Here is a 24,072-nt window from a genome sequence, read left to right as displayed (position 1 = left end):
AGATAGGGATAATTAGGAAAGAATATGGCTAAAAAAGCACCCGCAGATCAACAAGCAATTAGGGAAAGTGCTGAAGTTCGATTTGCTCAAGAGTTAGAGCGTTTAACAAAAGCTGATGCTAATAATCCTAAACCACAAGGATGGCTTCGCTCTCCCCGTGCTGTACGCCAATTTATTTTAGGTGATGATGCATTAAGCATCACACCTAAGTTTTTCGGCGATGATGCGTTGGTTGATCGTGCAATTGTCACATTATTGGGTAAACAAGGTTTAATGCTGGTTGGTGAACCGGGTACAGCAAAATCGATGCTCTCAGAGCTTTTTGCTGCTGCTATCAGTGGTGATTCAGGATTAACTATCCAAGGAACTGCCGGCACAACAGAAGATCACATTAAATATTCTTGGAACTATGCATTGCTATTAGCAGAAGGCCCAACAGAACGCGCTTTAGTGGGATCACCGCTTTATCAAGGTATGTTACAAGGCAAAATTGTTCGCTTTGAAGAGATAACTCGTTGTCCTCCTGAAATCCAGGATGTGTTAGTTTCCTTGATGTCAGAGAAACAATTGATGATCCCTGAAATGGGGGATGGTGCACGTATTAGTGCAAAACCGGGATTTAACCTCATCGGTACAGCAAACTTACGTGATCGCGGTGTTCATGAAATGTCGGCCGCATTAAAGCGTCGTTTTAACTTTGAAACGGTGAAACCTATACGTGATCCTGCATTTGAAATCAGCCTGATCCAATCACAGCTTGAGAATGAATTAGGCTCTTTAGCCAATGAAATCACTGTACCAGTAGATGTTGTGGAATTACTGGTCACAACATTCCAAGAGTTGCGCTCAGGTAACACGAAAGATGGCGGTAATATCAAAACACCAGATGCAGTTATGTCAACCGCAGAAGCTGTGAATATTGCTTACGCTTGTGCCTTAGAAGCGCATTATTTAGGTGATGGTGTGATGAATGCAGGCGCAATTGCCCGCCAGTTAATCGGTGTTGTATTAAAAGATAATGCTGATGATATCAAACGTATTCGTTATTACATGGACAACGTAGCTAGAGAGAGAGCAAGAAACAGTAAAGAGTGGAAAGCTTTCTTTGAAGCATCAAAAGAGTTCTGGCAATAAAACGCTAAGACTCATGGCTACACATTAAAATACGTTATTTATCTATTAAAGGCAGGGTTAATTCACTCTGCCTTTTCACCCAGAAAAGGGATCGACACGGTGACGCTACCTTCAATACCTTTGCCAGAAAGAATTGACCAAGCACGACTGAAATGGACGTCGTTACAGCAACAATATCTCTATTTTGCCCCTGTACGCCACCATAGCCCTGCTTGTGCTTATGCGGTTTTATCATTAATTGATTCTGTAAAACCTGACTATATTTTAATTGAAGGCCCAGATACCTTTAATTCACTTATTCCTAGCCTAACCGATAAAGATACCCTGCCTCCCGTTGCGATTATGGGTCAAGCTGAGTATTTGCATAATGATGGAAACCAAGAAGAGCGAGAAAAATCACTGCACTCTGCCTATTTTCCATTTTGTGAATATTCGCCTGAATGGCAAGCTTTGCGAGGTGGTTTGCGCATCAATGCTAAAACACGTTTTATTGATTTACCTTGGGCTGCACAAGTTAATAACGAAGAGTATAGCGACTCGCAAAGTCGAAGCTTACAAAAAGAACGTTATTTAGCACATAGCCAGTTTATCGCGCAATTAGCTAAAAAATGCCACTGTCGTGATCATGATGATGTTTGGGAGCATCTTTTTGAATTACGTAGTATTGAAGCCTTAGCTGATTGGCAAACACTTTTTAATGACACCTTTATTTGGTGTGCACTTGCACGTCTTGACTATGAGCCTGAAGTGCTTGAATCTGAAGGCTCTTCACAACGTGAAGCGCATATGCTCGCCCATATTCAAACCATCAAACAGCAAGAACCCAATGCCAAAATTGTAATCGTCACTGGGGGATTCCATACCCTTGCACTAATTGAAGGCCTAGCTAACTCACAATCTCAATCTTTCGCCATTTCTAGCACAAAACAAAAGCAATTCACTAAAATGCAAAAAATGGGTGAAAATGAGCAAGCTTGGCTTATTCGCTACAGTTTTGACAGACTAGATGCACTTAATGGTTATGCTTCTGGTATGCCTTCTCCTGCATTTTATCAACAAGCTTGGCAAAGTTTGATGCAACAACATCATGATAAGTTAGAAAATAATAATGTCGCCAAACAGCCAACCCAAGTTTATCGCAATAAAATGGGGATTGCTTTTCTGAGCTCAGTGGCTCAGGCAATTAGAGAAAAACAATTTGATAATCCACCGAGTTATTTAGCTGTAAAACTCGCAGCCGAACAGAGTTTACGTCTCGCTTTATTAAGAGATCACGCTGGTACAGGTCGCTATGACTTGCTCGATGGTTTACAAAGTGCCTTTATTAAAGGCAGCTTAGATGATAGCCAAAGTGAATTATGGGCTGAAATCAAAACCTGTTTCTCAGGTTATCTCTTAGGTAAAATCCCATTAGGTACGGCAACGCCTCCTTTAGTTAATGAAACCTATGAACGAGCTAGAGCTTTTCGTTTCAAACTTGATGATACTTTAGCAAAAACAACTAAATGCGATGTTTATCGTAACCCGCAGCATCGCTTAAGAAGTCGTTTTTTACATTTATTGGCTTTCTTGGAGATCCATTTTGCACACCGTGTAAATGGTCCTGATTTTCTTTCTGGCCATCAATTAGATCTGTTATTTGAAGAGTGGCAATACGCTTGGACACCTAATGTAGAAGGTGAACTGATTTCATTATCAGAGAAAGGCTCTCAACTTGAAGCTATCGCTCTAAATAAGCTGTTATCAATGGAGAAACAGCTTGAAGAACAAGGGCAAAGTCGTTCGAGCCAGAGTGCAGTTACGTTATTAATCCAAGCAGCACTAATTGGACTCCACCAGCGCATTCCATCACTCTTTAAACTGTTAGATAGCTATATTCAGCAAGATTTTCGTCTTGAGTCACTGACTCAGTGTGGACATAAACTGATCCATTTATGGCGAGGTCGCCAATATCTTGATATTACGGATGAACTTTCACTTGAAAATCGCCTACATCAAGTTATTCCACAAGCTTTCTTTTGTTTAGAACAACTGGCTCAAGGTGATGAGCAACAACAAGAAAACAATTTACAAGCTCTGCTCTCTTTACGTGAATTGATTGAATTTATGCCATCGCTCAATAATCAGCATGATTATAAAAGTGATTTCTATCAGCAACTCAATCGCCTTGATGGTCAATTAGATACAGTGCCTTTATTAAAAGGTGCAGTAGATGCCTTACGTTATTTAGGTTCATATATTGATGAAAATACGTTAGTTACCACGCTAAATACGACCTTTAGCACCGGCAGCTCTCCTGAACATGCCATTGATTATTTCGTTGGTATGATGCGAACAGCGCCAGAACTAGTTATTCGCCTTCCGTTATTGGTCGATCACTTAAATACTTTGCTACAGCAATGGGATGAAGAACGATTTATTCAGATCTTGCCTGATCTGCGTTTTGCCTTTAGTCAACTTAATCCCAAACAAAATGCAGAGCTTGCACAATATATTGCCAACGATATTGGTTTAGATACGCAAGCGCTATCTTTATGGCAGTCAGAATTTAGTGCTAAACAGATGCTTGAAGCCACTAAACTCAACCAAAAATTACAACAGCGAATAATGGAACAAGGCATGATTTCTTGGTTTGATGCTAAGAAAATAGAGAAAGGAGATACAAATCATGAGTCAGCATAATGACGATGTGCCTGAAGATAAAATAAAGCAAGCAAAACGCTGGCGCCTGATTTTAGGTCAATATGCTGATGATGCTCTTGGGCAAGCGACTTTTAATGCTGATGATTTAAAAGTTGAGCGCACACTCGACTTTCTCTATCGTCGTGAATATCAGCGCCGAGGTCTTCGCCAAGAACGGGGGCGTCATGGATCACTCGATGCATCGCAACTTACTGCGGTAAACTGGCTAAATCAAGCGCGTAAGCTATTCCCTAATAGCACCTTTGAACGTATGCAATCACAAGCTATTGAACGTTATCAAATCAGTAGTTTTCTTAAAGATCCCAATACGTTAAAAGCAATGGAGCCAACAAAAGCGTTAGCGAAAACATTATTAAGTTTACGTGGACGCATGAGTGAAGAAACGCGAGATGCGGTTAAAACGATTATTCGCAAAGTAGTCGATGATATTTTGCGTCAAATTCGCAATAACTTTCGCCAATCATTAACAGGTCGCCGTAATCGTTTTAGACGTTCTTTAGTACCTAATAGTCGCAACTTTGATTGGCGTGCAACCATCGCTGCAAACTTAAAACATTACGATACTCAAAATCGCCGTTTAGTGATTGAAACTCCTTACTTCAACTCACGAATGCAACAACATTTTCCGTGGGATGTCATACTTTGTGTTGACCAAAGTGCGTCAATGTCTAGCTCAATTATGTATGCGGCTGTTTGTGCCAGCATTTTAGCCTCTTTACCCGCTGTTAATGTCTCTTTAGTGGTTTTTGACACCCAAGTTGTTGATTTATCGCATTTAGCAGACGATCCCGTTGAAGTTTTAATGACCGTACAATTGGGCGGCGGTACTGATATTGCAGGTGCAATGCAATACTGTGAAAGTTTAGTCAAAAACCATAAACGCACGGTTATTTCACTTATTAGTGACTTTGAAGAAGGTGGCTCATTAAATCGCTTATTAGATTGCACGCAACGCCTTAATAGCCAACAAGTTAAATTATTGGGTCTTGCAGCACTTGATGATGAGGCTCAACCTGTTTATGACTCTGCAATTGCACAAAAGCTTGCAGATAGAGGCATGCAAGTTGCAGCGTTAACACCTGAACATTTCGCACAATGGTTGGCAGAGGTAATGCAATGAGTTGGCAAACTGTTTACTTTCATTACGATGAAGATGCGCTCACTGTATTTGCTAATGCAGGATTATTAAGACGCGCCAAAAAAGATGTTGATAACGAAAAAGTTTCTCTCACTGACGCCAATACAGGGCAGTTTAGTAGCGATGGGCAAAATGTTATTTTACACGAAGCAGGGATCCAACAAGCCAGTTGCGATTGCTCTGCATCAGGTTGTTGCAAACATATTTTAGCTGCTGTTTTATGGCTACAAATAAATAATAGTGCTGATAATTCAAACGACGATAATAGTAATGAAACATCACCAGAAACTGTTGCGGAGCCCATTGAAATAACACCTCTGTTACCTACGCTATTTACGCTTGAGCCGGAAGCTCTAATCAAAAAAGCAGGAAAACCAGCCTGTCGTGTGGCGATTAAATTAGTTGAGCAGTGGGAAACAATAACATTGAATTTAGAAGACACAGGGACACAATTAAAAATTCAACTCCCTGATGTTGATGAGCCTGTTATTTTCTTACAAGGTAGTGGCTACGACGGCATGTTATCACCTTTTTCTGACTCACAGAAAAAAGCATTCCACCTTGCTATTGTGGCTAAAATATTTGAACAACATGCTCAACTATGGAGTTGGCCTGAAGATTTAATCATTTCGCAATCTTCAACGCGCCCTCTCAATAAAGAAGAAACGGCGTTAATCACGACGGTTGAACAATTTATTTATGATTTATTACGCCAAGGGCTATCACATATCAGCTTAAGCAGCGCCACTCAATTGCACTTATTGAATATGTCCGCTCGAGCAGAAGGCTTACCTCGTTTAGCGTCTTATTTACGATCATTAAGCTCTCAAGTCAAACTGTTGGCAGAAAGACATTTCACTATGGATGAAAGTAATGTCTTGCGCTTGCTGGCTCATATTTCAGCCTATCTATTTCAATTATCCAATGCGACGCCAGAACAGTTAAAAACGTTACGAGGGCAACTTCGTCGTCAATATGACGATAAAAAAACCAGCCTCTCTCTTATCCCTGTTGGTGCAAATTGGTGGACAGCACAAAGTGGTGCGTTAGGAGCAACCTTTACCTTTTGGGATAAAGAAGAGAAACAACTCTTACAAGCGACTCAAGCACGCCCAAATCAACTTGATACTCTGTTTAATCGTTATAGTGTTTGGAATAGTTTGTCGTTATGGAAACAAACATCCGATAAATTAATGCGCCGCCCTTTTTTATTACAAGAGCCGCGTATTTCTGATGAAGGAAAACTGGCAACTATTGGCGAAAGCTTTGCACAAAACCAAACGGATTTTCTTGATATTACCGATTATCACAATCTACAAACTGAATTAGGGATCAACAATTGGCAAGAGCTACCAGACTATTTTGCTAATCAACCTGAAGGATTTCTTTCCCCTCTCGTCTTACATATCAAAAGCTATAAGCCATTAATTTGGTATGAAATAGAGCAATGCGTTATTTGGGATGTTTCAGACAATCATGATAATTCAGCCTTCTTACGTCTTTATTGGGAAGGAACAATGCAAAATAATCTAGAAGAATTACGTTATCTCACTAAACGAGAACTAGAGATAGTAGCTGTCACTGTTCAGCCTGTTCGACGTGATTTAAATATGGATTTATTGCCAACGACTCTTTGGCTCAAAACGGAAAAAGGCATTGAAATGTTTTATCTCGATTTTGACCAATTTCCACGAAAGAAAAAACAATCAGGATTTATTAGTCGTATTCAAGAATATATGGCTAAGCGTAAGCAACAAACGGCAATGCATCACAGTGAACCAACATTAGCACAAAAGTTCTGTCGCCCTATTTTGTCTGTATTAGAAGCCCAAGCATGTACTGGACGGGAATTACTTTCTGAAATGCAAAAAGAGCAGTTAGAAATAAGCAAGCATACTGCTGACGATTTAGGAATGACATTAATTGCCAACCAATTAGCTCGTTATCTGACATTAACCACACGTGACTCTCAGGCTTTATTACAGTTAATTTGGCTATGCGATAATCTGCAACAATTACAAAGTCCATTACCTATTCAGCTTAATGAGTAATAAATATCCCCCTGCATAGCAGAGGGATTTATATATACAAAAAAAGCTATCTCTCTTTAATTAGAGAGATAGCTTATAAAATAAGAATGAATCGGCTTATGCTGGATTATCAATATCAACAAATGTCACATCGAAGTGATGTGTTTGAGCAAGCCATTCACCTAATGCTTTAATACCATAACGCTCTGTCGCATGGTGTCCAGCTGCAAAAAAATGAACACCCATTTCTCTTGCGATATGAATAGTCTGTTCCGATACTTCACCTGTTACAAAAGCATCCACACCCTGTTCAGCTGCATCTTGAATAAAGCCCTGTCCGCCCCCCGTACACCAAGCAATATTACGAATAGTTTCAGGAGCATTATCACCACAATGCAATACATTGCGTTGTAACGCTTTTTCTAAACGTTCTTTTAATTCAGTAGGCGTTAAAGGTAAATCAAACACACCTTTAGGTACTAACGGTAATATTTCACCTTCAACTTTAACGCCCATTTTTAACGCTAATTGAGCATTGTTGCCTAAAATTGGGTGAGCATCTAACGGCAGGTGATAACCAAAAAGATTAATGTCATTACAAAGTAATGTCTTTAAGCGGTTGCGCTTCATTGAACGAATAACAACGGGCTCATTTTTCCAAAAGTAACCGTGGTGTACTAAAATTGCATCAGCGTTTAATCGCACAGCTTCATCAAGTAATGCTTGGCTTGCAGTCACACCCGTTACTATTTTTTGAATATGAGGGCGTCCTTCGACTTGAAGTCCATTAGGCGCATAATCTTGAAAGTTCTCAATACTTAACTTCTCATTAATCACTAATTCCAGATCAGTATTCTTCATTTCATTTATTTCCCTGTTATCACGAATGCCACTATTTATATAACAATAAGATAAATAGCAATAGATTAATGGCATTCGTTTAAATGACTCATTATTGTTTATTGTAACGTAAAAATTGAAGATTATTTGAGGATAAGAAAAAACAAGAAGGTCGCATCAGAAAAGTGCTTAAAAAGGGATAAAAATAACGCCTACTTTTGCAGGCGTTATCTTAATATTCTGTTATTTGTGACTATTTAGCGCCACTTCCGATTTTGCCAGCCAAACTGGTTTATCACTTGTTTTAGACCATACACGGTGTATATAGCTATAAAATTGTGCGCGTTTAGGATGGAAAATCATAACAGGAAATGCCACAACACCTAGCGCAACAGCACCAGTACGACGGGCTAAAACATGTTTTTTTGTATATTCGTTATAAGCTGGCATAGTGCTCTCCTGTATAGAGATTAATTTGATAACTGAAATTTTACCTCATTTGATGAAATTTTACTACTGATCAGACCACTCAATTCGTGCGAAAAATCACCTTTATTTTGCTTGATATGTAATTAAATTTCAGAATAGAAACAAAAGCGAAACATAAATAACACAATCTTTAACAAAATTAGATCAGTATTTTTACCTAATGAAAGTTGTAGTAAATAATTTCGAAGATAAATTATCAAAAAAGAAAAAAATCAAATAAGTGAAGAGAGGTAGGATATTCAAGAATGCGGGTTTTAGTATTAATAACATACATCTACTGCGAAATAATATACAACCGAATAATACATTTAGCAGTGAGTAATGAAAGACTTATTCAGGGAAATCAAGAAAATCAACGTCCATTGAATGATGGATAAGGCGAGCGATAAATAAGGTATCATTTTTTGGTAGATAATAAATTGAGTGTTTTTTAAACTCAAATCGTCTCATACCATCACACACCCAATTGCACTCTCGCCCAATCCAAAGTGCTCGAGCAAGTAGCTCAAATGCCTGTTTTAACTCATTATGATATTTTTTTGCCTGAGTTACACCAAATTGCTGAATGGTATAACGTGCAATTTGATAAATATCTTCTTCTGCTAATTTAGAGAGTTTATACATTTAAGTCCTTTTCAGCTTTTGCAAAAATATCATCCATGTTGTTTTCACTTTCTGGTGAATTCACACCATCTAGTACCATTTTTCGAACTATTTGGATCCGTTCTTCTCTGATTTCCATCATACGTAAAGCATCTCTGATTACCTCGGAGGTATTTCCATAACGCCCTGAATTAATCATTTCACCAACAAAACCATTAAAATGTTCACCCAAAGTTACGCTAGTTACTCGTGCCATAAATCCTTCCTATATTGTATTACTTAGTAATACAACGGTAGCAATAAATTTATTAATTTGCCAGCTAATACCATAAAAAAACACCCCAATATTGAAAACCAATTTTGGGGTGTCATCGGCAAATAGAGAATTTTATAGCTTAAAATACTCTGAACTTATTTCTTAACTGCTTTACCTTTACCACGTAGGGTTTCGGTTAATCCTTTCAGGAAGTATCTTACAAGCTGATCGCCACAGTTACGGTAGTTTTTATGTCCTGGTTTACGAAATACAGCGCTTAATTCAGGCTTAGAAACACGGAAATCCGCAAGCTCATAAATCTTTAGAATATCCACATCTTTTAATTCAAAAGCGACACGCAGTTTTTTTAGAATAATGTTATTTGTAATACGCTTTTCAACTTCAGGTGCTGGGAAGTTTTCATCTTTTCCACGACGATAAAAAATTAGACCATTTAAAAAATGTCCCATTGCATTGTCGTCACATTCGACAAACTCAGGTTCATCATCTTTTTTCAGCCAGCTATTTACTAACTCTTTTGTAACTGTGAAATCAGCCAATTTCATGATTTCAACAACATGTGCATCACTTAGGTCCAGCATGTAACGTACACTTCGTAAAACAAAATTATTTTGCATTGTATTGATTATCCACTCTATTTTTAATTCTAAATCAACCTCAATGATGGATATCAATGCTGTGATCTAAAAATATTCAATAATTAAAAAAATACACTCTACCTTTGGGGAGAGTGTATTCTATATAAATAGTTTATAGCACTAACTTATTTGTTAGCAAAAACATTATTTACTATTTCAATCGCTTCTTTTTCAATTAACTCACGATGCTCAGGGCCTCGGAAGCTTTCACAGTAAATCTTATATGCTTCTTCAGTACCAGAAGGACGAGCAGCAAACCAACCGTAATCAGTCATCACTTTTAAGCCACCAATAGATGCGCCATTACCTGATGCATGTGTTAAACGTGCAGTAATCGGATCGCCTGCTAATGTGCTTGCAGTCACCATTTCAGGTGATAAGCGTGACAACAGCGCTTTTTGTTCATGAGTTGCTGATGCTTGAATACGGTTATAGCTAGGTGAACCAAAGCGTTGTGCTAATTCATTATAATGCTCTTGCGGATCTTTACCTGTTACCGCTTTCATTTCAGCAGCTAACAGACATAAAATGATGCCGTCTTTATCGGTTGACCATGGTTTGCCATTAAAGCGTAAGAAAGATGCACCTGCACTTTCCTCACCACCAAAGCCAAACTCACCACTAAATAAACCTTGAACAAACCATTTAAAGCCAACTGGTACTTCTACTAGTTCACGACCTAAATCAGCCACAACACGGTCAATCATTGCACTTGAAACCAGTGTTTTACCCACTTTTACATCTTTAGCCCATTGTGGACGATGACGGAAAAGATAGTTAATTGCAGCAGCTAAGTAGTGATTAGGATTCATTAAACCAGAAGGAGTCACAATACCATGACGATCGTAATCAGGATCGTTAGCAAAAGCTAAATCGAATTTATCACGCAATTGTAATAGACCTTCCATTGCCCAAGGTGATGAACAGTCCATACGAATAACGCCATCATGATCCAAGGTCATAAAACGGAAGGTCTGATCAACTTGATCATTAACTAATTCAAGATCAAGGCCATAATACTCACCGATGCATTTCCAGTATTCGATACCAGAGCCACCTAATGGATCAACACCCAATTTTAAACCAGCTTTCTTAATTGCTTCCATATCAACAACGTCACCTAACGCTTTGACATAAGGCATAATTAAGTCTTGAGCTTGAATATAACCACTTGCTAATGCTTCATCATAAGAAAGATGTTTGATGCCCGCTAAATTATTCTCAAGTAGTTCATTGGCACGTTTCTCAATAACTGAAGTTAAATCTGTATCAGCAGGTCCACCATTTGATGGATTATATTTAATACCACCATCTTCAGGTGGATTATGAGATGGAGTGATCACGATACCATCAGCAATATCTTGATGTGCTTCGTTGTATGTCAAAATAGAAAAAGAGACCGCAGGTGTTGGTGTATAACCATTATTTTCTTGAATAATCACTTTAACTTTATTGGCAGCAAGCACTTCTAAAACAGAAATAAATGCAGGCTCTGACAGTCCATGGGTATCTTTACCCACGTAACATGGCCCTGTTACTCCATTTTTAGCACGTACTTCAGCAATAGCTTGTGCAATCGCCAAAATATGTGCTTCATTGAAGCTATGGCGATTTGCACTTCCGCGATGACCAGATGTACCAAATTTCACACGATGAGCGTTATTGCTAGCTTGTGGTTTAAGTGAATAATATTGAGACGTTAATTGCGCCACATTAATCAGATCACTTTGACGAGTATGCTGCCCTGCTCTTGGATGAATTGCCACAAATCTTCTCCTATTTGACATCACAATCACGCTTTAAACAAAAGCCTTTGCAATGCATCAATTAACAATAGTGGTTAGATAGTTCCACACACCTTATCAATCTCATTTGCAGGAAATTGCATATCCTGCATGATGCTTTGTACCATCGTTCTTTTACGCTCTGTGTTCGAGTTAGTGATAACCCAAAACGGCGTGCCTGAAATATGGCGCGGTTTTGTATGACGTCCACTATCGAGTAGTGTTTGTTCATCACCAGCAAAATAGATACGTGTTCGTCCATGTACTGTTTCAGCAGATTGAGTAAAAGTAGCGCTATCTAGGCTATATAACGTAGAAAGGATCTGTAAAAAGCGATCAACTGATTTTGTTTTTTCTGCATAACTGTCAGATAACAGCAGTTCTCGCATTTCACGGATCGGATTTTTTGCTGGTGTAATCGATTTAGGTTCAGCTTCCTGTTTAATCACAGGAGTTTGTACTGACTCAGTGACAACGACTGGTTGTGCGGGCTGTTTGGCATCGAGCTTCAGTAGACGCCTTAAAATATCTGAAGCGCTTTCACCGATATGTCTAGTTTCGCTAGCAATATAGCGGTAAAGTTCGTCATCAATTTCTATCTTTTTCATTGCTACCCAGTACTGTTTTCAAAAAAAAGTAATTAGGATTATAAGATATAATCTTTAAAAACAAAATAGGTAAAATTTCAATAACTTAAAGAGGATTTATTCAAGATCCTACCGTTTTAAAGGCTAAGCTCGGTATTTATCCTATTGTTTATCTCGGTATCATCTTCTATTCTTTGAACTTATTCGCACAAAGTCAGCTTTAAATTCCGCTATATCACACCACCCAGCCCCAAAATAATATAAAATTCTAATTATTTATTTTTGAGTAATGTCAAGATTTCAACTTTTTAAACAAATTTGGAATATATATCTAGATAATGGTGTTTTTATGGTTTTTTATAAATTTCCCTTATCAATTATTTCTGAACTTCATCACTCTTTCATATTATTACGATAAGTTGGCTTAGCACCTTGTGCATGTCATCATAGAAGAAAATCGCAATTATTTTGGTCATTAATATGAAACTCAATACATTATTAAATTATCAATTACACCAACCTGAAACGACACCTGCATCCAATTTACCTATCGTCTTGATCCACGGCCTTTTTGGTGATCTGAATAATTTAGGCGTTTTAGGTCGCGCACTTCGCCAAGATAATACCGTGATACAAATCGATGTGCGTAATCATGGGCATTCTCCTCACAGTGAAAGTATGAATTATCAAGATATGGCGCAAGATGTGCTCACATTACTTGATAGTTTAAATGTCTCAAAAGCCATTATTATTGGTCACTCAATGGGAGGCAAAATTGCGATGGCGATGACAGCATTAGCCCCTGAGCGAATCGCCAATATTGTTGTGATTGATATGTCACCTGTTGCTTATAACGTTCGTCGCCATGATAAAATTTTTGCTGCACTTGAAGCCGTAACAAAAGCTCAAGTTACACGCCGTCAAGATGCGGTGGAAATCATGCGTCCTTTTATTGAAGAAGAAGGTGTGATCCAATTTTTACTAAAATCATTCAAAAATGGTGAGTGGTTATTTAATTTACCTGCAATAAAAAATGCCTATTCAGACATTATTGGCTGGCAAGAAGTGCCTGCTTGGCATCATCCTGTATTATTTATTCGAGGCGGTTTATCACCTTATATCTTAGATGAATATCGTGAAAATATAGCTCGCCAATTTCCTCTCGCGGCCGCTTTTGTTGTTGCAAACACTGGGCATTGGGTTCATTCAGAAAAACCAGATACCGTTATTAAGGCAATTCGTCGTTTTTTAGAGAAAGCTTAGTTAAGAAACTTAACGACTTAAAATAATGCCACTGAAAAAATGATAATTTAGTAGAATGTATAATTATTGTACTTAAAAACAGTGTCTGTTGATAAAAAGACCAAATCACAATAGGTTAAAGTCAGGAAGCAGTGGCGAGACATCACTATGTGGGGTATTATTGGGCGTTTCGCAATTAGTCATTGGTATACGCCCTTTCACAGCAAAATTTATGGCAAAAGAACAAACTGATCGCACCACACTGGATTTGTTCGCAAATGAACGCAGACCTGGGCGACCTAAAACAAACCCGCTTTCTCGGGATGAACAGCTTAGAATTAATAAACGCAATCAATTAAGACGTGACAGAGTTAATGGTTTACGTCGAGTTGAGTTAAAATTAAATGAAGATGCTGTAAATGCTCTCAATGAGTTGGCGACAGAAAGAAACGTCAGTCGTAGTGAGCTTATTGAAGAAATATTACTAGAGCAATTGGCGCAAAATCACGCCTTAAAAATGCATCAAAACAAGAATAGCTAGCAGATAAACCACACAAATTCGACAGAATTAGCCTGCTATTTTCGTCAAAATACATTTTTAGTTTTCTATTATGAAAACACAATGCTTATCTTTCACTAGTAATTGTTCAAACACAGACAAATATACTCTAAATATTTTGAAGTGTAGCTAGGTGGCAAGTGAATGAGTCATTAGAAACATACAAGCAGTATGTGACTTGTGAAAATATACGTAGTCAATAACGCTACAATTTGAAATATAACGAATTTAGAATAAAAGAGGTTATCTCACTTTATGGCAATCATAGGAATATTCTTCGGCAGTGATACTGGCAACACTGAAAATATTGCCAAAATGCTTCAAGAAAGACTGGGCGCTGATAATGCTGAAGTTCATGATATTGCAAAATCCAGTCAAGAAGACATCGAAGCGTTCGATATTCTGTTACTAGGTATTCCTACTTGGTATTATGGTGAAGCACAATGTGATTGGGATGATTTTTTCCCAACACTAGAAGATATTGATTTCAATGGTAAGCTTGTTGCACTCTTTGGTTGTGGTGACCAAGAGGATTACGCAGAATATTTCTGTGATGCAATGGGTACTATCCGCGATATTATTGAGCCTCGTGGTGCTGTTATCGTAGGTCATTGGCCAACAGAAGGTTATCATTTCGAAGCCTCTAAAGGGCTCGCAGATGATAATCACTTTATCGGTCTTGCGATTGATGAAGATCGTCAACCAGAATTAACCGAAGAGCGTGTTGATGCTTGGGTTGCTCAAATCAAAGAAGAAATGAGCCTAGACGAAATTCTGGGATAAAAGAAATACTCAATATTGAGAATGATAATTATTCAATGGTGTGCTAAGATAGTGTGATAGGTGGGGTGTTTATTTTTAAATATCATGCCTATAATCAATGAGGTTATTTATTCACCCGAGTATTAACGAATAAAACCTATTTGTGAGCACAAAAATTAAATTCACCATTAGCAACAGGATTAAATCCGCATGACCGACAATAATAAAGCGTTAAAAAATGCTGGGTTAAAAGTTACACTTCCTCGCTTAAAGATCTTGGAAGTGCTCCAGGATCCTGAGTGCCATCATGTCAGTGCTGAAGATCTCTACAAAAAACTCATCGATATCGGTGAAGAGATTGGTCTGGCAACAGTGTATCGCGTCTTAAACCAATTTGATGATGCTGGTATTGTTACCCGACATAATTTTGAAGGTGGTAAATCAGTATTTGAATTAACTCAGCAACACCATCATGACCATTTAATTTGTCTTGATTGTGGCAAAGTTATCGAGTTTACAGACGATGCAATTGAATTACGCCAAAGAAACATCGCTGAACGTCATGGTATCAAGCTTTCCAATCATAGCCTTTATTTATATGGCCACTGCGCTGAAGGCAATTGTAAAGAAGATAGCCACGCACATGATGAGAAATAATTCATTCTGGATAATCTCTCAGTAAAAAAAAGGAACTGTCTACAGTTCCTTTTTTATTGCCTAAAATCCGAGGATAACTCTACTTAGTCACACTGATACTGTGTTTAATATGTTTTAAATGAACCACAATAGTAAATGTAACAATAACTAATAGTGACCAAGAGCCCCATTTGCCTGCATGTACAGCAGACCAAGCACCAATTTGGTTAGGATATTGCCAAACACCAAAAAATGTTCCGAAATTCTCAGCAAGCCAAATAAAGAAACCTATCAGAACAAAAGCAAGTAATAAGGGCATTTTTCGCTCTGTATCATAAGGTGTAAAATAAACCACACTACGAGCATAAAGACCTAAAATAAAGGCGGTTAAGTACCAACGATAATCACCAATAAAATGGTGAGAAAAGAAATTGATATAAATCGCAAGAGCAACTAATGTTGCCAGCCAATAAGGCGGATAATGTTCAATTCGCACTTTTAAAAAACGCCATGCTTGAATTAAATAGCTTCCTACCGCGGAATACATAAATCCGGTAAATAAAGGAACTTCCCACAATTTCGTGTAAGCAAAATCAGGGTATTTCCATGAACCAATCGCTGCTGATGTTTTAAATAATTCCATCACAAAACCAACAATGTGGAAAAAACAGATCGCTTTTAATTCATCCCATGTCTCTAACTTTCCCCACACCATCCATAATTGAAAAGCGATAGCAAGAATAAGAAGCACATCATAACGGGGTATACCAAAGACACCTTTACTTGGTGTAGCAAATAAAATAAAAAAGAAAAAACCGGCAAATAAACAAGAACGCGCCTCTTTGACACCAAAAAAAAGAAATTCAACAATAAATCGTTTTATACCTTTAAAGGGCTTCAATGGTGGTTCTAATAAAAAATCGTCCAATCGCTTTAACATGCTTCTTCCTGAAAATTTGCATTATTAAACAGCATGCAATGCAGAATAATAAATAAGGTGAGGTAAGATAAAATGAATGGCAAGAAATTTGCCATAGAATAAAAAAACCTACAAGGATGAAAAGGACGAAAAAGAAAGGAATGAAAAAATAAAGGTATTTACCCCCCACTACGATACCCACTCTGACTGCCTTTACTTAGGGTAAATACCTTACGCAACTTCTGCGAAATAACTAAAACACAGGAGATAAACATAACCCACTCACATTTATCTCAGACGACATGACATGACGACTTTACTTCATTACTTTTACTACATACTGCGATTTTAAAACGACTCTTTACTGCTTTTACTCTTTTACTTCTACTTTTCTACTTCTTACTGCTGCTGATAATTTCACTTTATTAACAAGGCTTATTTATAAAGCTCTTTTTAATTACTACATCCCTACCTTTCTACTACTTATTTTTACTTATCGTAATCGTATTTAGCTTTTTTAGTTTTATTCAGGATAAAGTGCAATTAATACACTTTATCCTTATGATGATATTAGAAAATAGTGAATGGCATAATCACGTTAAACTTAACGTCTTTTTCATCTTGGAAAATATTACCAAAACCACCTTCATAACTTGGAATATCGGAGTGGTTATCATAACGGGTATAGTGAAGCTTAAAGAGAGTACCTTTAGCGCGACCTTCTTGAACCGTATACATAATATCCGCATTCCATGCACTTTCTCTGATACGCTGACCTTGGTCATAAATCGCTTTACCACTTGGCTTAGCATCCCATGCGTAAACATAAGAAGTACCTACTGCCCAGCCTGACAGATCCCAGTTTTTCAGATCATACATAACGCCAGCATAAAGTGCTTTTTCACCATTGGCGTTAAAGTCAGAACGGCCATCCCACCAGACATCAAGACGACCATTAGAGGTTGCCCAGCCCGGGGTCATGCGTTGTAAGAAATAACCTTGATTACCTTCAGCTTTAACCCATGTTCCTTCTACTTTGAAGTCAAATACATTGTAGGTATAACCAAAAGTTAGTGCTTGTAACCATGCCAGCCCATCATAAACGTCATTAACACCTCCACCGGTAACTTTATCTTTAGCACCGTAGAATTGGTAAGACGTTCTTAATGCATTGTCAGCAATTGGAAAATCATAAGAAACTTTACCAAAATACTGATCGATATAACCATCGGCCTGACCAAATGCAGCTTCTAATACTAGGCTGTTTTTAAAATCATATTTGGCGCCGAAAGAGTGAAGATAGCTGATATTCGTTTCTAGATCAGCTTTACGGAAATTGTACATATTCCGATACCATGGTGCTTTGTATTCATCGGTCCACATATAGGAGAAAGACAATTCACCACTTTTATCGAAATCAAAGACAGCACCCGCTTCAGCTCCACGGTAAGTTCCCGGTAAGAAGCTCCAATGTGGACGCAATAAGCTTTGGCCTTTAGGTTGAATATATCCACCTTGAGCCCAGAAGTTGCCTAATTTGAATTTCGCAGCCGCTTTATAAACGCTCATGCCGCTGCGATCGCCAGTCCATTTTTCATCCCAGCGACTTTTTGCATCACTAAAACCGATTTCGTTAGGTGCCGCTGGGCCACTGTTATTCAATTCAGCCGCACCAAAGGCAGCTAAATCAATACCAATAAAATTACCGAGGTAACCTGATGAGAAATCTAGATTAGCGTTGAAAGTAGAATGGTGTAAGTTAGCTTTGTATTTGCCGTAATCAGGGCTATTTGGTGTTAACTCTTTTCTATCACGGTCACGTTGCCAATAAAAAAGACCGCCTGTTAAGGTTGAGTCATCAATAAACCCTTCAGCATGAGACATTTTTGCAGGTAGTGCAGTTACAAGCAATGCGCCCATAACGGCAAGTGCCACCCTGCCTGGTTTAGCATGTTGCATAACCATAGCATTGTTTCCTCTTTGACTTTGACTAAAAAAGAAATAAGCACAATGCCTATTTCCAAATATAAAACCCCAAATGGGGAAAAAACCTAAATTAGGTTAGAAACAGCATATTTTTCGCGACGCGAATTATCAACCTAAAAAAAAGAATTTTTATCAAAATATGACAAAGGACACATAACTAAATGATCGTTTCATTTTCTTGCTTTTATAAGGATTAATTAAAAATAAATATAATACTTTGATTTTATTGCATTTTACAAACCAATCTTTAAACGATATAAGATTTCGTTTTTATAAAAAGGAATAATAAGTAGTATTTATAAATAATCTTTTTTAACGATGTAAAATATGAGGTGTGAATCACACTTTTCTTATTACAGCTTTATTTAGCGTGATGATCTGAAAAAACAAAAGAATAAAGCGATAGTGAATAAACTATTTCAAACGAAACAAATAGAAATTTATCACCTAAAAAAAGAAAAAATAAGAGATTAATTAAATTATGAATAGTAAATATTTAATATCAATAGATGAAAAATGAAGAGAAATAAGCTGTAAAACTGATAAAAAAATGCTCGATAAGCAATTACCGAGCATTTTATTCATTAAGATACTAATGTGACTTAAAGTACGTCAGATTAACCTTGTTGAGAAATCTTCGCCCAAGTGTCACGTAAGCCCACAGTACGGTTAAACACAAGTTTATCCGCTGTTGAAAGCTTATCAGCACAGAAGTAGCCTTCACGCTCAAATTGATACGCTTTCTCGATAGCTGCATCTTTTAAGCTACGTTCAACAAAACCTTCACGAATAACTAATGATTCAGGGTTAATTGTTGATAAGAAATCATCTTCTGCCGCTGGGTTTGGTACGCTAAACAGGCGGTCATAAAGACGGATTTCAGCAGGAATAGCATGTGGAATACTTACCCAGTGAATAACGCCTTTTACTTTACGTCCATCAGCAGGATCTTTATTTAGAGTCTCTGCATCATAGGTACAATAAATGGTCGTAATTTCGCCTTTTTCGTCTTTTTCAACACGTTCCGCTTTAATAACATAAGCATTACGTAAACGTACTTCTTTACCTAGCACCAGGCGTTTATATTGACGGTTTGCTTCTTCTTTGAAGTCAGCGCGATCAATATAGATCTCACGGCTAAATGGCACTTCACGCGTACCCATTTCTGGTTTATTCGGGTGATTTGGCGCAATAAGAATTTCTTCACCTTCTGGCATATTTTCAATCACTAAACGAACAGGATCGATAACTGCCATTGCGCGTGGTGCATTTTCGTTTAAGTCATCACGAATACAAGATTCCAGGGCTGCCATTTCGACGTTATTTTCTTGTTTCGTCACACCAATACGTAGACAAAATTCACGGATAGATTCTGCGGTATAACCACGGCGACGTAAGCCTGAAATTGTTGGCATACGAGGATCATCCCAACCATTCACAATATTTTCTGTCACAAGCTGATTCAGCTTACGTTTTGACATCACAGTGTATTCAAGATTAAGACGTGAGAATTCATATTGACGAGGATGACAAGGGATAGTGATATTATCCAGAACCCAATCATATAAACGGCGGTTATCTTGGAATTCTAAAGTACATAAAGAATGTGTGATATTTTCCAGTGCATCAGAGATACAGTGGGTAAAATCATACATTGGATAAATGCACCATTTATTTCCAGTTTGGTGGTGTTCAGCAAATTTAATACGATAAAGCACAGGATCACGCATAACAATAAATGGTGATGCCATATCAATTTTCGCACGTAAACACGCTTTACCTTCTTCAAAGCCACCAGCACGCATTTTTTCAAACAGTGCTAAGTTCTCTTCTACGCTACGTGAGCGATAAGGGCTGTTTTTACCTGGCTCTTTTAATGTACCGCGGTATTCACGAATTTCTTCAGCACTTAACTCATCAACGTAAGCTAAGCCTTTATTAATCAGCTCAATCGCATATTGATAAAGTTGATCAAAATAATCTGAGGAGTAATGAATGCTACCTTCCCATTGGAAACCTAACCACTGAACATCTTTTTGAATTGAGTTGATGTACTCAATATCTTCTTTTACTGGATTGGTATCATCAAAACGTAGATTACATTTTCCCTGATAATCTTTAGCAATACCAAAATTCAGGCAAATTGATTTCGCATGGCCGATATGAAGATAGCCATTAGGTTCAGGTGGGAAACGCGTGTGAACGCTATTATGTTTTCCAGTAGCCAGATCTTCGTCAATAATTTGACGAATAAAGTTCGTTGGGCGGGCATCTGCCTCATTCATGGTCATTTTTTCCTCAAAGCAAAACGCATAATTAACCCACTATAATCCAATAAGCAGGTTTCATAAATACCTTAGCTAAATACACCCCTGAGATATTTATCAAAATAGAGATAAAAAAACGGGAAGTTCGAAAGACTCCCCGTTTTATCGTCTTATTTAACCATCTCTTTATAGAGGATTAAATATCTAGATAGAATTTATTTTAACACGTTGTAGATAACCGTTTTATTTCCAACGACAACACCGGCAACTTGTTCAGCAATCTTATCAAAATCATCGATATTGCTAACAATGATAGGGCTTATCATCGATTTGGCATTAGCGTTCAAATATTCAAGATCTAATTCTAAGATAGGTTGACCGACTTTAACGTCTGCACCTTCTTCAACTAAACGCTTAAAGCCTTTGCCACCTAATGCAACGGTATCAATTCCCATATGCACAATGATTTCGACACCATTGTCAGTCTCGATACAAAATGCATGGTTTGTATCAAAAATCTTAACAACAGTACCTGTCGCAGGCGCCATCACGATATTAGAGGTTGGTTTGATTGCTATACCATCCCCAACAACACCACTAGAGAACGCTTCATCTGGTACATCTTTCAATGCCACAGCTTCACCATCAAAAGGCGCAATCATTTCAAGTAACACTTTTGCATTAGCATTAGCTTGTTTTACCGGTGTTTTTTCAGTAGACACAGTTGAAGCAGATGTACCTTCATAAGCGGCAACTGGGCCTTGTGTTAATACATCACGCATAGCGTTAGCGACTAATTCAGCTCGTGTACCCACAATCACTTGAACACTTTGTTTGTTTAAGCGAATAACACCTGATGCGCCTAAACGTTTTGCATAGGCATCATTAACAACTGTGGCATCTTTTACATTTAAGCGTAAACGGGTAATACAAGCATCAATGCCCGTTAAGTTATCTGAGCCACCGATAGCCGCAATATATTGACGAGCTTCTTGTTGAATACCTTCTTTACTATTTGCTGGCGCTGTTTTGATATCTTCATCATAACCATCAGCAGTTTCATCACCAACCACGTCATCCTCACGACCCGGAGTTTTCAAGTTGAATTTGGTGATAGTGAAACGGAAAATACCGTAATAGATAAAGAAGAAAACAATACCTTGAACAATCAGCATATACCAATGAACAGCCAGTGGGTTACGTGAAGATAAGAACATATCCACTAAGCCTGCACTAAAGCCGAACCCTGAAATCCACTCCATACTTGCAGCGATATAAACAGAAATCGCCATTAAGAATGCGTGAATAACATAGAGCACAGGTGCTACGAACATAAAGGAGAATTCAAGCGGTTCAGTAATACCTGTGAAGAAGGCAGCAAATGCACCTGCAATCATGATACCAGCAACTTTTGCTTTGTTCTCTTTACGTGCACAGTGATAGATCGCAAGAGCCGCACCCGGTAAACCAAACATCATTACTGGGAAGAAACCAGCTTGATAACGACCGGTTACACCCACAGTTGCTAAGCCAGAATCGATAGCTTGCTGACCTGCTAGGAAGTTAGGAATATCGTTAATACCTGCAACGTCAAACCAGAATACAGAGTTCAACGCATGATGTAGACCGACCGGAATTAATAAACGGTTAAAGAATGCGTAGATACCCGCACCTAATGCTCCCATATCTTTAATGCTTTCACCGAAGCTGACTAATCCGCCATAAATCACAGGCCAGATATACATCAGAATAAAGGCGACGATGATCATTAAAAATGAGGTTAGAATAGGAACTAAACGACGGCCACTAAAGAATGACAGTGCGCGAGGCAGTTCAACGCTACTAAAGCGATTATAAAGCTCGGCAGAAAGTACACCAACCAAGATCCCAACAAACTGGTTATTTATTTTACCAAAAGCAACTGGAACCTCTTCTAAAGGCAGGCCTTTGATCATTGACACTGCTGCTGGAGAGCAAAGCGTTGTCACGACTAAAAACCCTACAAATCCTGTTAAAGCGGCAGCACCGTCTTTGTCTTTCGACATACCATAAGCAACACCAATAGCAAACAAGACTGACATATTGTCGATGATAGCAGCACCAGATTTGATAAGTAAGGCAGCAAGCGCGTTATCGCCACCCCAGCCTACTGGGTCAATCCAGTAGCCAATCCCCATCAGAATTGCTGCTGCAGGTAATGTAGCAACAGGCACCATCAGTGCCCGTCCTATCTTCTGCAGATAACTTAAAATATTCACAAACTCCCCCTTGGATAGCCCCTATGCGGGATCTTATTCATACTCATTCATATTTTATAATAAAATTGATGAGCTAATTATTTAATTCCATTTTTAGTCTAAAAAAATTATTTCGTATCGCAAATTAATTAGTCATAATTTGTGATTAAAGTCACTAATGTCGTATAATTTTTAGCTGAAATGCTGGCTAAGTCAGAAAGCTTATTTTATGATTAAAAATATCTTTTGGCGGGACATTTCGATCATCAGCTAAAAATGAAAAGAAATTCGTGTTATAGATGAGCCACTGATAATCACACGATGAAATAACACGTTACTGAGTTATCAGATTTGTCTTTTTTCTATGAGGTTACTATGAGGTTAATCCCCCTATCCACGGCAAAACAAGTTGGTAAGTGGTCTGCAAATTATATCGTTGAGAAAATCAACGCGTTTAATCCAACAGCAGAGCGCCCTTTCGTACTTGGTTTACCGACTGGTGGCACGCCATTGGCGACATATAAAGAGTTAATTGAATTACATCGTGCAGGAAAAGTCAGCTTCCAACACGTTGTGACATTCAATATGGATGAATATGTTGGTATTCCATCAGATCATTCACAAAGTTATCGTACATTTATGTATGAAAACTTCTTTAATCATATTGATATTAAAGATGAAAATATCAATTTATTAAATGGTAATGCTGAAGATCCACAAGCAGAATGCGAACGCTATGAAGCTAAAATCAAGTCTTATGGCAAAATCAATCTGTTTATGGGCGGTGTAGGTAACGACGGTCACATTGCGTTTAATGAACCTGCGTCATCACTCTCTTCACGCACTCGAATGAAAACGCTAACTGAAGATACACGCTTAGCAAATTCACGTTTCTTCGACAATAATGTTAATCATGTTCCTAAATATGCACTGACAGTTGGTGTAGGCACATTATTAGACGCTGAAGAATTAATGATTTTGGCAACTGGTTTTAATAAAGCGCAAGCAGTACATGCTGCAACAGAAGGCGCTGTTAACCATTTATGGACGATTTCCTGTGTTCAACTTCACCCTAAAGCAATTTTAGTGTGTGATGATCCTGCAACAATGGAATTACGTGTAAAAACATTGCGTTACTTCCAACAGATTGAAGCGCAAGAGTGTCAGAAATACCAAGACTAAGTTTAGTAAAATAAGTACCTACTGATTAAGTAGCGGAAAAGGCTAAGCTCTCTTACTTA

Annotated in this window: 20 protein-coding genes; 9 read left to right on the top strand and 11 right to left on the bottom strand. The window is 38.0% G+C overall.

Translation table 11 applies throughout. The features are described from left to right. Window positions 1-24 precede the first annotated feature (24 nt). From NBG71_RS00435 to NBG71_RS00420, 4 genes are all read left to right on the top strand, one after another. Window positions 25-1,134 (top strand): ATP-binding protein, encoded by a 1,110-nt coding sequence (locus NBG71_RS00435; RefSeq protein WP_075671635.1) that lies wholly within the window; start codon window positions 25-27, stop codon window positions 1,132-1,134. Between the two features lie 99 nt (window positions 1,135-1,233). Next, on the top strand, window positions 1,234-3,816 hold the full coding sequence (locus NBG71_RS00430) for a DUF5682 family protein (RefSeq protein WP_250916447.1): 2,583 nt from the start codon (window positions 1,234-1,236) through the stop codon (window positions 3,814-3,816). Then, window positions 3,803-4,957: a VWA domain-containing protein gene (locus NBG71_RS00425; RefSeq protein ID WP_250916446.1), complete on the top strand. Its 1,155-nt coding sequence runs from the start codon at window positions 3,803-3,805 to the stop codon at window positions 4,955-4,957. The genes NBG71_RS00430 and NBG71_RS00425 overlap by 14 nt, the downstream gene beginning before the upstream one ends. After that, window positions 4,954-7,026 (top strand): SWIM zinc finger family protein, encoded by a 2,073-nt coding sequence (locus NBG71_RS00420; RefSeq protein ID WP_250916445.1) that lies wholly within the window; start codon window positions 4,954-4,956, stop codon window positions 7,024-7,026. Before NBG71_RS00425 ends, NBG71_RS00420 begins: the two co-directional genes overlap by 4 nt. Before the next feature lie 96 nt (window positions 7,027-7,122). Here NBG71_RS00420 and NBG71_RS00415 read toward each other — a convergent pair whose 3' ends face one another. From NBG71_RS00415 to seqA, 7 genes are all read right to left on the bottom strand, one after another. After that, a complete protein-coding gene (locus NBG71_RS00415; RefSeq protein ID WP_075671627.1) occupies window positions 7,123-7,866 on the bottom strand; it encodes a type 2 GTP cyclohydrolase I in 744 nt (247 codons plus the stop codon). Window positions 7,867-8,088: 222 nt separating this feature from the next. Then, window positions 8,089-8,295: a YbfA family protein gene (locus NBG71_RS00410; RefSeq protein WP_036912074.1), complete on the bottom strand. Its 207-nt coding sequence runs from the start codon at window positions 8,293-8,295 to the stop codon at window positions 8,089-8,091. 369 nt (window positions 8,296-8,664) lie between these two features. Then, window positions 8,665-8,958: a type II toxin-antitoxin system RelE/ParE family toxin gene (locus NBG71_RS00405; protein ID WP_075671625.1), complete on the bottom strand. Its 294-nt coding sequence runs from the start codon at window positions 8,956-8,958 to the stop codon at window positions 8,665-8,667. After that, a complete protein-coding gene (locus NBG71_RS00400; protein ID WP_075671623.1) occupies window positions 8,951-9,193 on the bottom strand; it encodes a type II toxin-antitoxin system ParD family antitoxin in 243 nt (80 codons plus the stop codon). Before NBG71_RS00400 ends, NBG71_RS00405 begins: the two co-directional genes overlap by 8 nt. A gap of 155 nt (window positions 9,194-9,348) precedes the next feature. Further along, window positions 9,349-9,831, bottom strand: a complete 483-nt coding sequence (locus tag NBG71_RS00395) for a YehS family protein (RefSeq protein WP_075671621.1) — start codon at window positions 9,829-9,831, stop codon at window positions 9,349-9,351. 146 nt (window positions 9,832-9,977) lie between these two features. Continuing rightward, the gene (gene pgm / locus NBG71_RS00390; protein ID WP_075671619.1) at window positions 9,978-11,618 is read right to left on the bottom strand and encodes a phosphoglucomutase (alpha-D-glucose-1,6-bisphosphate-dependent); all 1,641 of its coding nucleotides are present in this window, start codon (window positions 11,616-11,618) and stop codon (window positions 9,978-9,980) included. Window positions 11,619-11,692: 74 nt separating this feature from the next. Beyond that, window positions 11,693-12,244: a replication initiation negative regulator SeqA gene (gene seqA / locus NBG71_RS00385; protein WP_075671617.1), complete on the bottom strand. Its 552-nt coding sequence runs from the start codon at window positions 12,242-12,244 to the stop codon at window positions 11,693-11,695. Between the two features lie 459 nt (window positions 12,245-12,703). On the opposite strand from seqA, the gene ybfF reads away from it, so the two are divergent. From ybfF to fur, 4 genes are all read left to right on the top strand, one after another. Continuing rightward, window positions 12,704-13,486, top strand: coding sequence for an esterase (gene ybfF / locus NBG71_RS00380; protein ID WP_250916444.1), 783 nt, complete (start codon window positions 12,704-12,706; stop codon window positions 13,484-13,486). Between the two features lie 211 nt (window positions 13,487-13,697). Next, on the top strand, window positions 13,698-14,006 hold the full coding sequence (ybfE, locus tag NBG71_RS00375) for a LexA regulated protein (protein WP_075671657.1): 309 nt from the start codon (window positions 13,698-13,700) through the stop codon (window positions 14,004-14,006). Between the two features lie 273 nt (window positions 14,007-14,279). Next, entirely contained in the window at window positions 14,280-14,807 is a 528-nt protein-coding gene (fldA, locus tag NBG71_RS00370; protein WP_004244384.1) for a flavodoxin FldA, read from the top strand. 189 nt (window positions 14,808-14,996) lie between these two features. Further along, complete coding sequence (gene fur, locus NBG71_RS00365) at window positions 14,997-15,443, top strand: ferric iron uptake transcriptional regulator (RefSeq protein WP_023581171.1); 447 nt, start codon at window positions 14,997-14,999, stop codon at window positions 15,441-15,443. A gap of 79 nt (window positions 15,444-15,522) precedes the next feature. On the opposite strand, the gene NBG71_RS00360 is transcribed toward fur, so the two are convergent. The 4 genes from NBG71_RS00360 to nagE all read right to left on the bottom strand — a co-directional run bounded on the left by NBG71_RS00360 (window position 15,523) and on the right by nagE (window position 22,852). Further along, window positions 15,523-16,362 carry a DUF817 domain-containing protein gene (locus tag NBG71_RS00360; protein WP_075671615.1) on the bottom strand — a complete coding sequence of 280 codons (840 nt, stop codon included), beginning with the start codon at window positions 16,360-16,362 and terminating at the stop codon, window positions 15,523-15,525. 549 nt (window positions 16,363-16,911) lie between these two features. Further along, the gene (gene chiP / locus NBG71_RS00355; protein ID WP_098943876.1) at window positions 16,912-18,306 is read right to left on the bottom strand and encodes a chitoporin ChiP; all 1,395 of its coding nucleotides are present in this window, start codon (window positions 18,304-18,306) and stop codon (window positions 16,912-16,914) included. 638 nt (window positions 18,307-18,944) lie between these two features. Continuing rightward, window positions 18,945-20,612 (bottom strand): glutamine--tRNA ligase, encoded by a 1,668-nt coding sequence (gene glnS, locus NBG71_RS00350; protein ID WP_099659827.1) that lies wholly within the window; start codon window positions 20,610-20,612, stop codon window positions 18,945-18,947. Between the two features lie 197 nt (window positions 20,613-20,809). Then, window positions 20,810-22,852 carry an N-acetylglucosamine-specific PTS transporter subunit IIBC gene (gene nagE, locus NBG71_RS00345; protein WP_075671609.1) on the bottom strand — a complete coding sequence of 681 codons (2,043 nt, stop codon included), beginning with the start codon at window positions 22,850-22,852 and terminating at the stop codon, window positions 20,810-20,812. 354 nt (window positions 22,853-23,206) lie between these two features. On the opposite strand from nagE, the gene nagB reads away from it, so the two are divergent. Further along, window positions 23,207-24,013, top strand: coding sequence for a glucosamine-6-phosphate deaminase (nagB, locus tag NBG71_RS00340; RefSeq protein ID WP_075671607.1), 807 nt, complete (start codon window positions 23,207-23,209; stop codon window positions 24,011-24,013). Window positions 24,014-24,072: the final 59 nt, after the last annotated feature.

Origin of the sequence: Proteus sp. FZP2095 (genome assembly GCF_023701425.1) — a bacterium.
Classification (GTDB): domain Bacteria; phylum Pseudomonadota; class Gammaproteobacteria; order Enterobacterales; family Enterobacteriaceae; genus Proteus; species Proteus cibarius.
Note: the sequence above shows the minus strand (reverse complement) of the source record. Positions and strands in the feature narration are given on the sequence as shown.

What these genes read in the sequence shown, in the direction of transcription:
- ybfE (WP_075671657.1), top strand. Translation starts at nt 13,698, where the DNA reads ATGGCAAAAGAACAAACTGATCGCACCACACTGGATTTGTTCGCAAAT.
- fur (WP_023581171.1), top strand. Translation starts at nt 14,997, where the DNA reads ATGACCGACAATAATAAAGCGTTAAAAAATGCTGGGTTAAAAGTTACA.
- NBG71_RS00395 (WP_075671621.1), bottom strand. Translation starts at nt 9,831, where the DNA reads ATGCAAAATAATTTTGTTTTACGAAGTGTACGTTACATGCTGGACCTA.
- ybfF (WP_250916444.1), top strand. Translation starts at nt 12,704, where the DNA reads ATGAAACTCAATACATTATTAAATTATCAATTACACCAACCTGAAACG.
- NBG71_RS00420 (WP_250916445.1), top strand. Translation starts at nt 4,954, where the DNA reads ATGAGTTGGCAAACTGTTTACTTTCATTACGATGAAGATGCGCTCACT.
- NBG71_RS00425 (WP_250916446.1), top strand. Translation starts at nt 3,803, where the DNA reads ATGAGTCAGCATAATGACGATGTGCCTGAAGATAAAATAAAGCAAGCA.
- fldA (WP_004244384.1), top strand. Translation starts at nt 14,280, where the DNA reads ATGGCAATCATAGGAATATTCTTCGGCAGTGATACTGGCAACACTGAA.
- nagB (WP_075671607.1), top strand. Translation starts at nt 23,207, where the DNA reads ATGAGGTTAATCCCCCTATCCACGGCAAAACAAGTTGGTAAGTGGTCT.
- NBG71_RS00435 (WP_075671635.1), top strand. Translation starts at nt 25, where the DNA reads ATGGCTAAAAAAGCACCCGCAGATCAACAAGCAATTAGGGAAAGTGCT.
- NBG71_RS00405 (WP_075671625.1), bottom strand. Translation starts at nt 8,958, where the DNA reads ATGTATAAACTCTCTAAATTAGCAGAAGAAGATATTTATCAAATTGCA.
- chiP (WP_098943876.1), bottom strand. Translation starts at nt 18,306, where the DNA reads ATGGTTATGCAACATGCTAAACCAGGCAGGGTGGCACTTGCCGTTATG.
- seqA (WP_075671617.1), bottom strand. Translation starts at nt 12,244, where the DNA reads ATGAAAAAGATAGAAATTGATGACGAACTTTACCGCTATATTGCTAGC.
- NBG71_RS00410 (WP_036912074.1), bottom strand. Translation starts at nt 8,295, where the DNA reads ATGCCAGCTTATAACGAATATACAAAAAAACATGTTTTAGCCCGTCGT.
- glnS (WP_099659827.1), bottom strand. Translation starts at nt 20,612, where the DNA reads ATGAATGAGGCAGATGCCCGCCCAACGAACTTTATTCGTCAAATTATT.
- NBG71_RS00400 (WP_075671623.1), bottom strand. Translation starts at nt 9,193, where the DNA reads ATGGCACGAGTAACTAGCGTAACTTTGGGTGAACATTTTAATGGTTTT.
- NBG71_RS00415 (WP_075671627.1), bottom strand. Translation starts at nt 7,866, where the DNA reads ATGAAGAATACTGATCTGGAATTAGTGATTAATGAGAAGTTAAGTATT.
- NBG71_RS00360 (WP_075671615.1), bottom strand. Translation starts at nt 16,362, where the DNA reads ATGTTAAAGCGATTGGACGATTTTTTATTAGAACCACCATTGAAGCCC.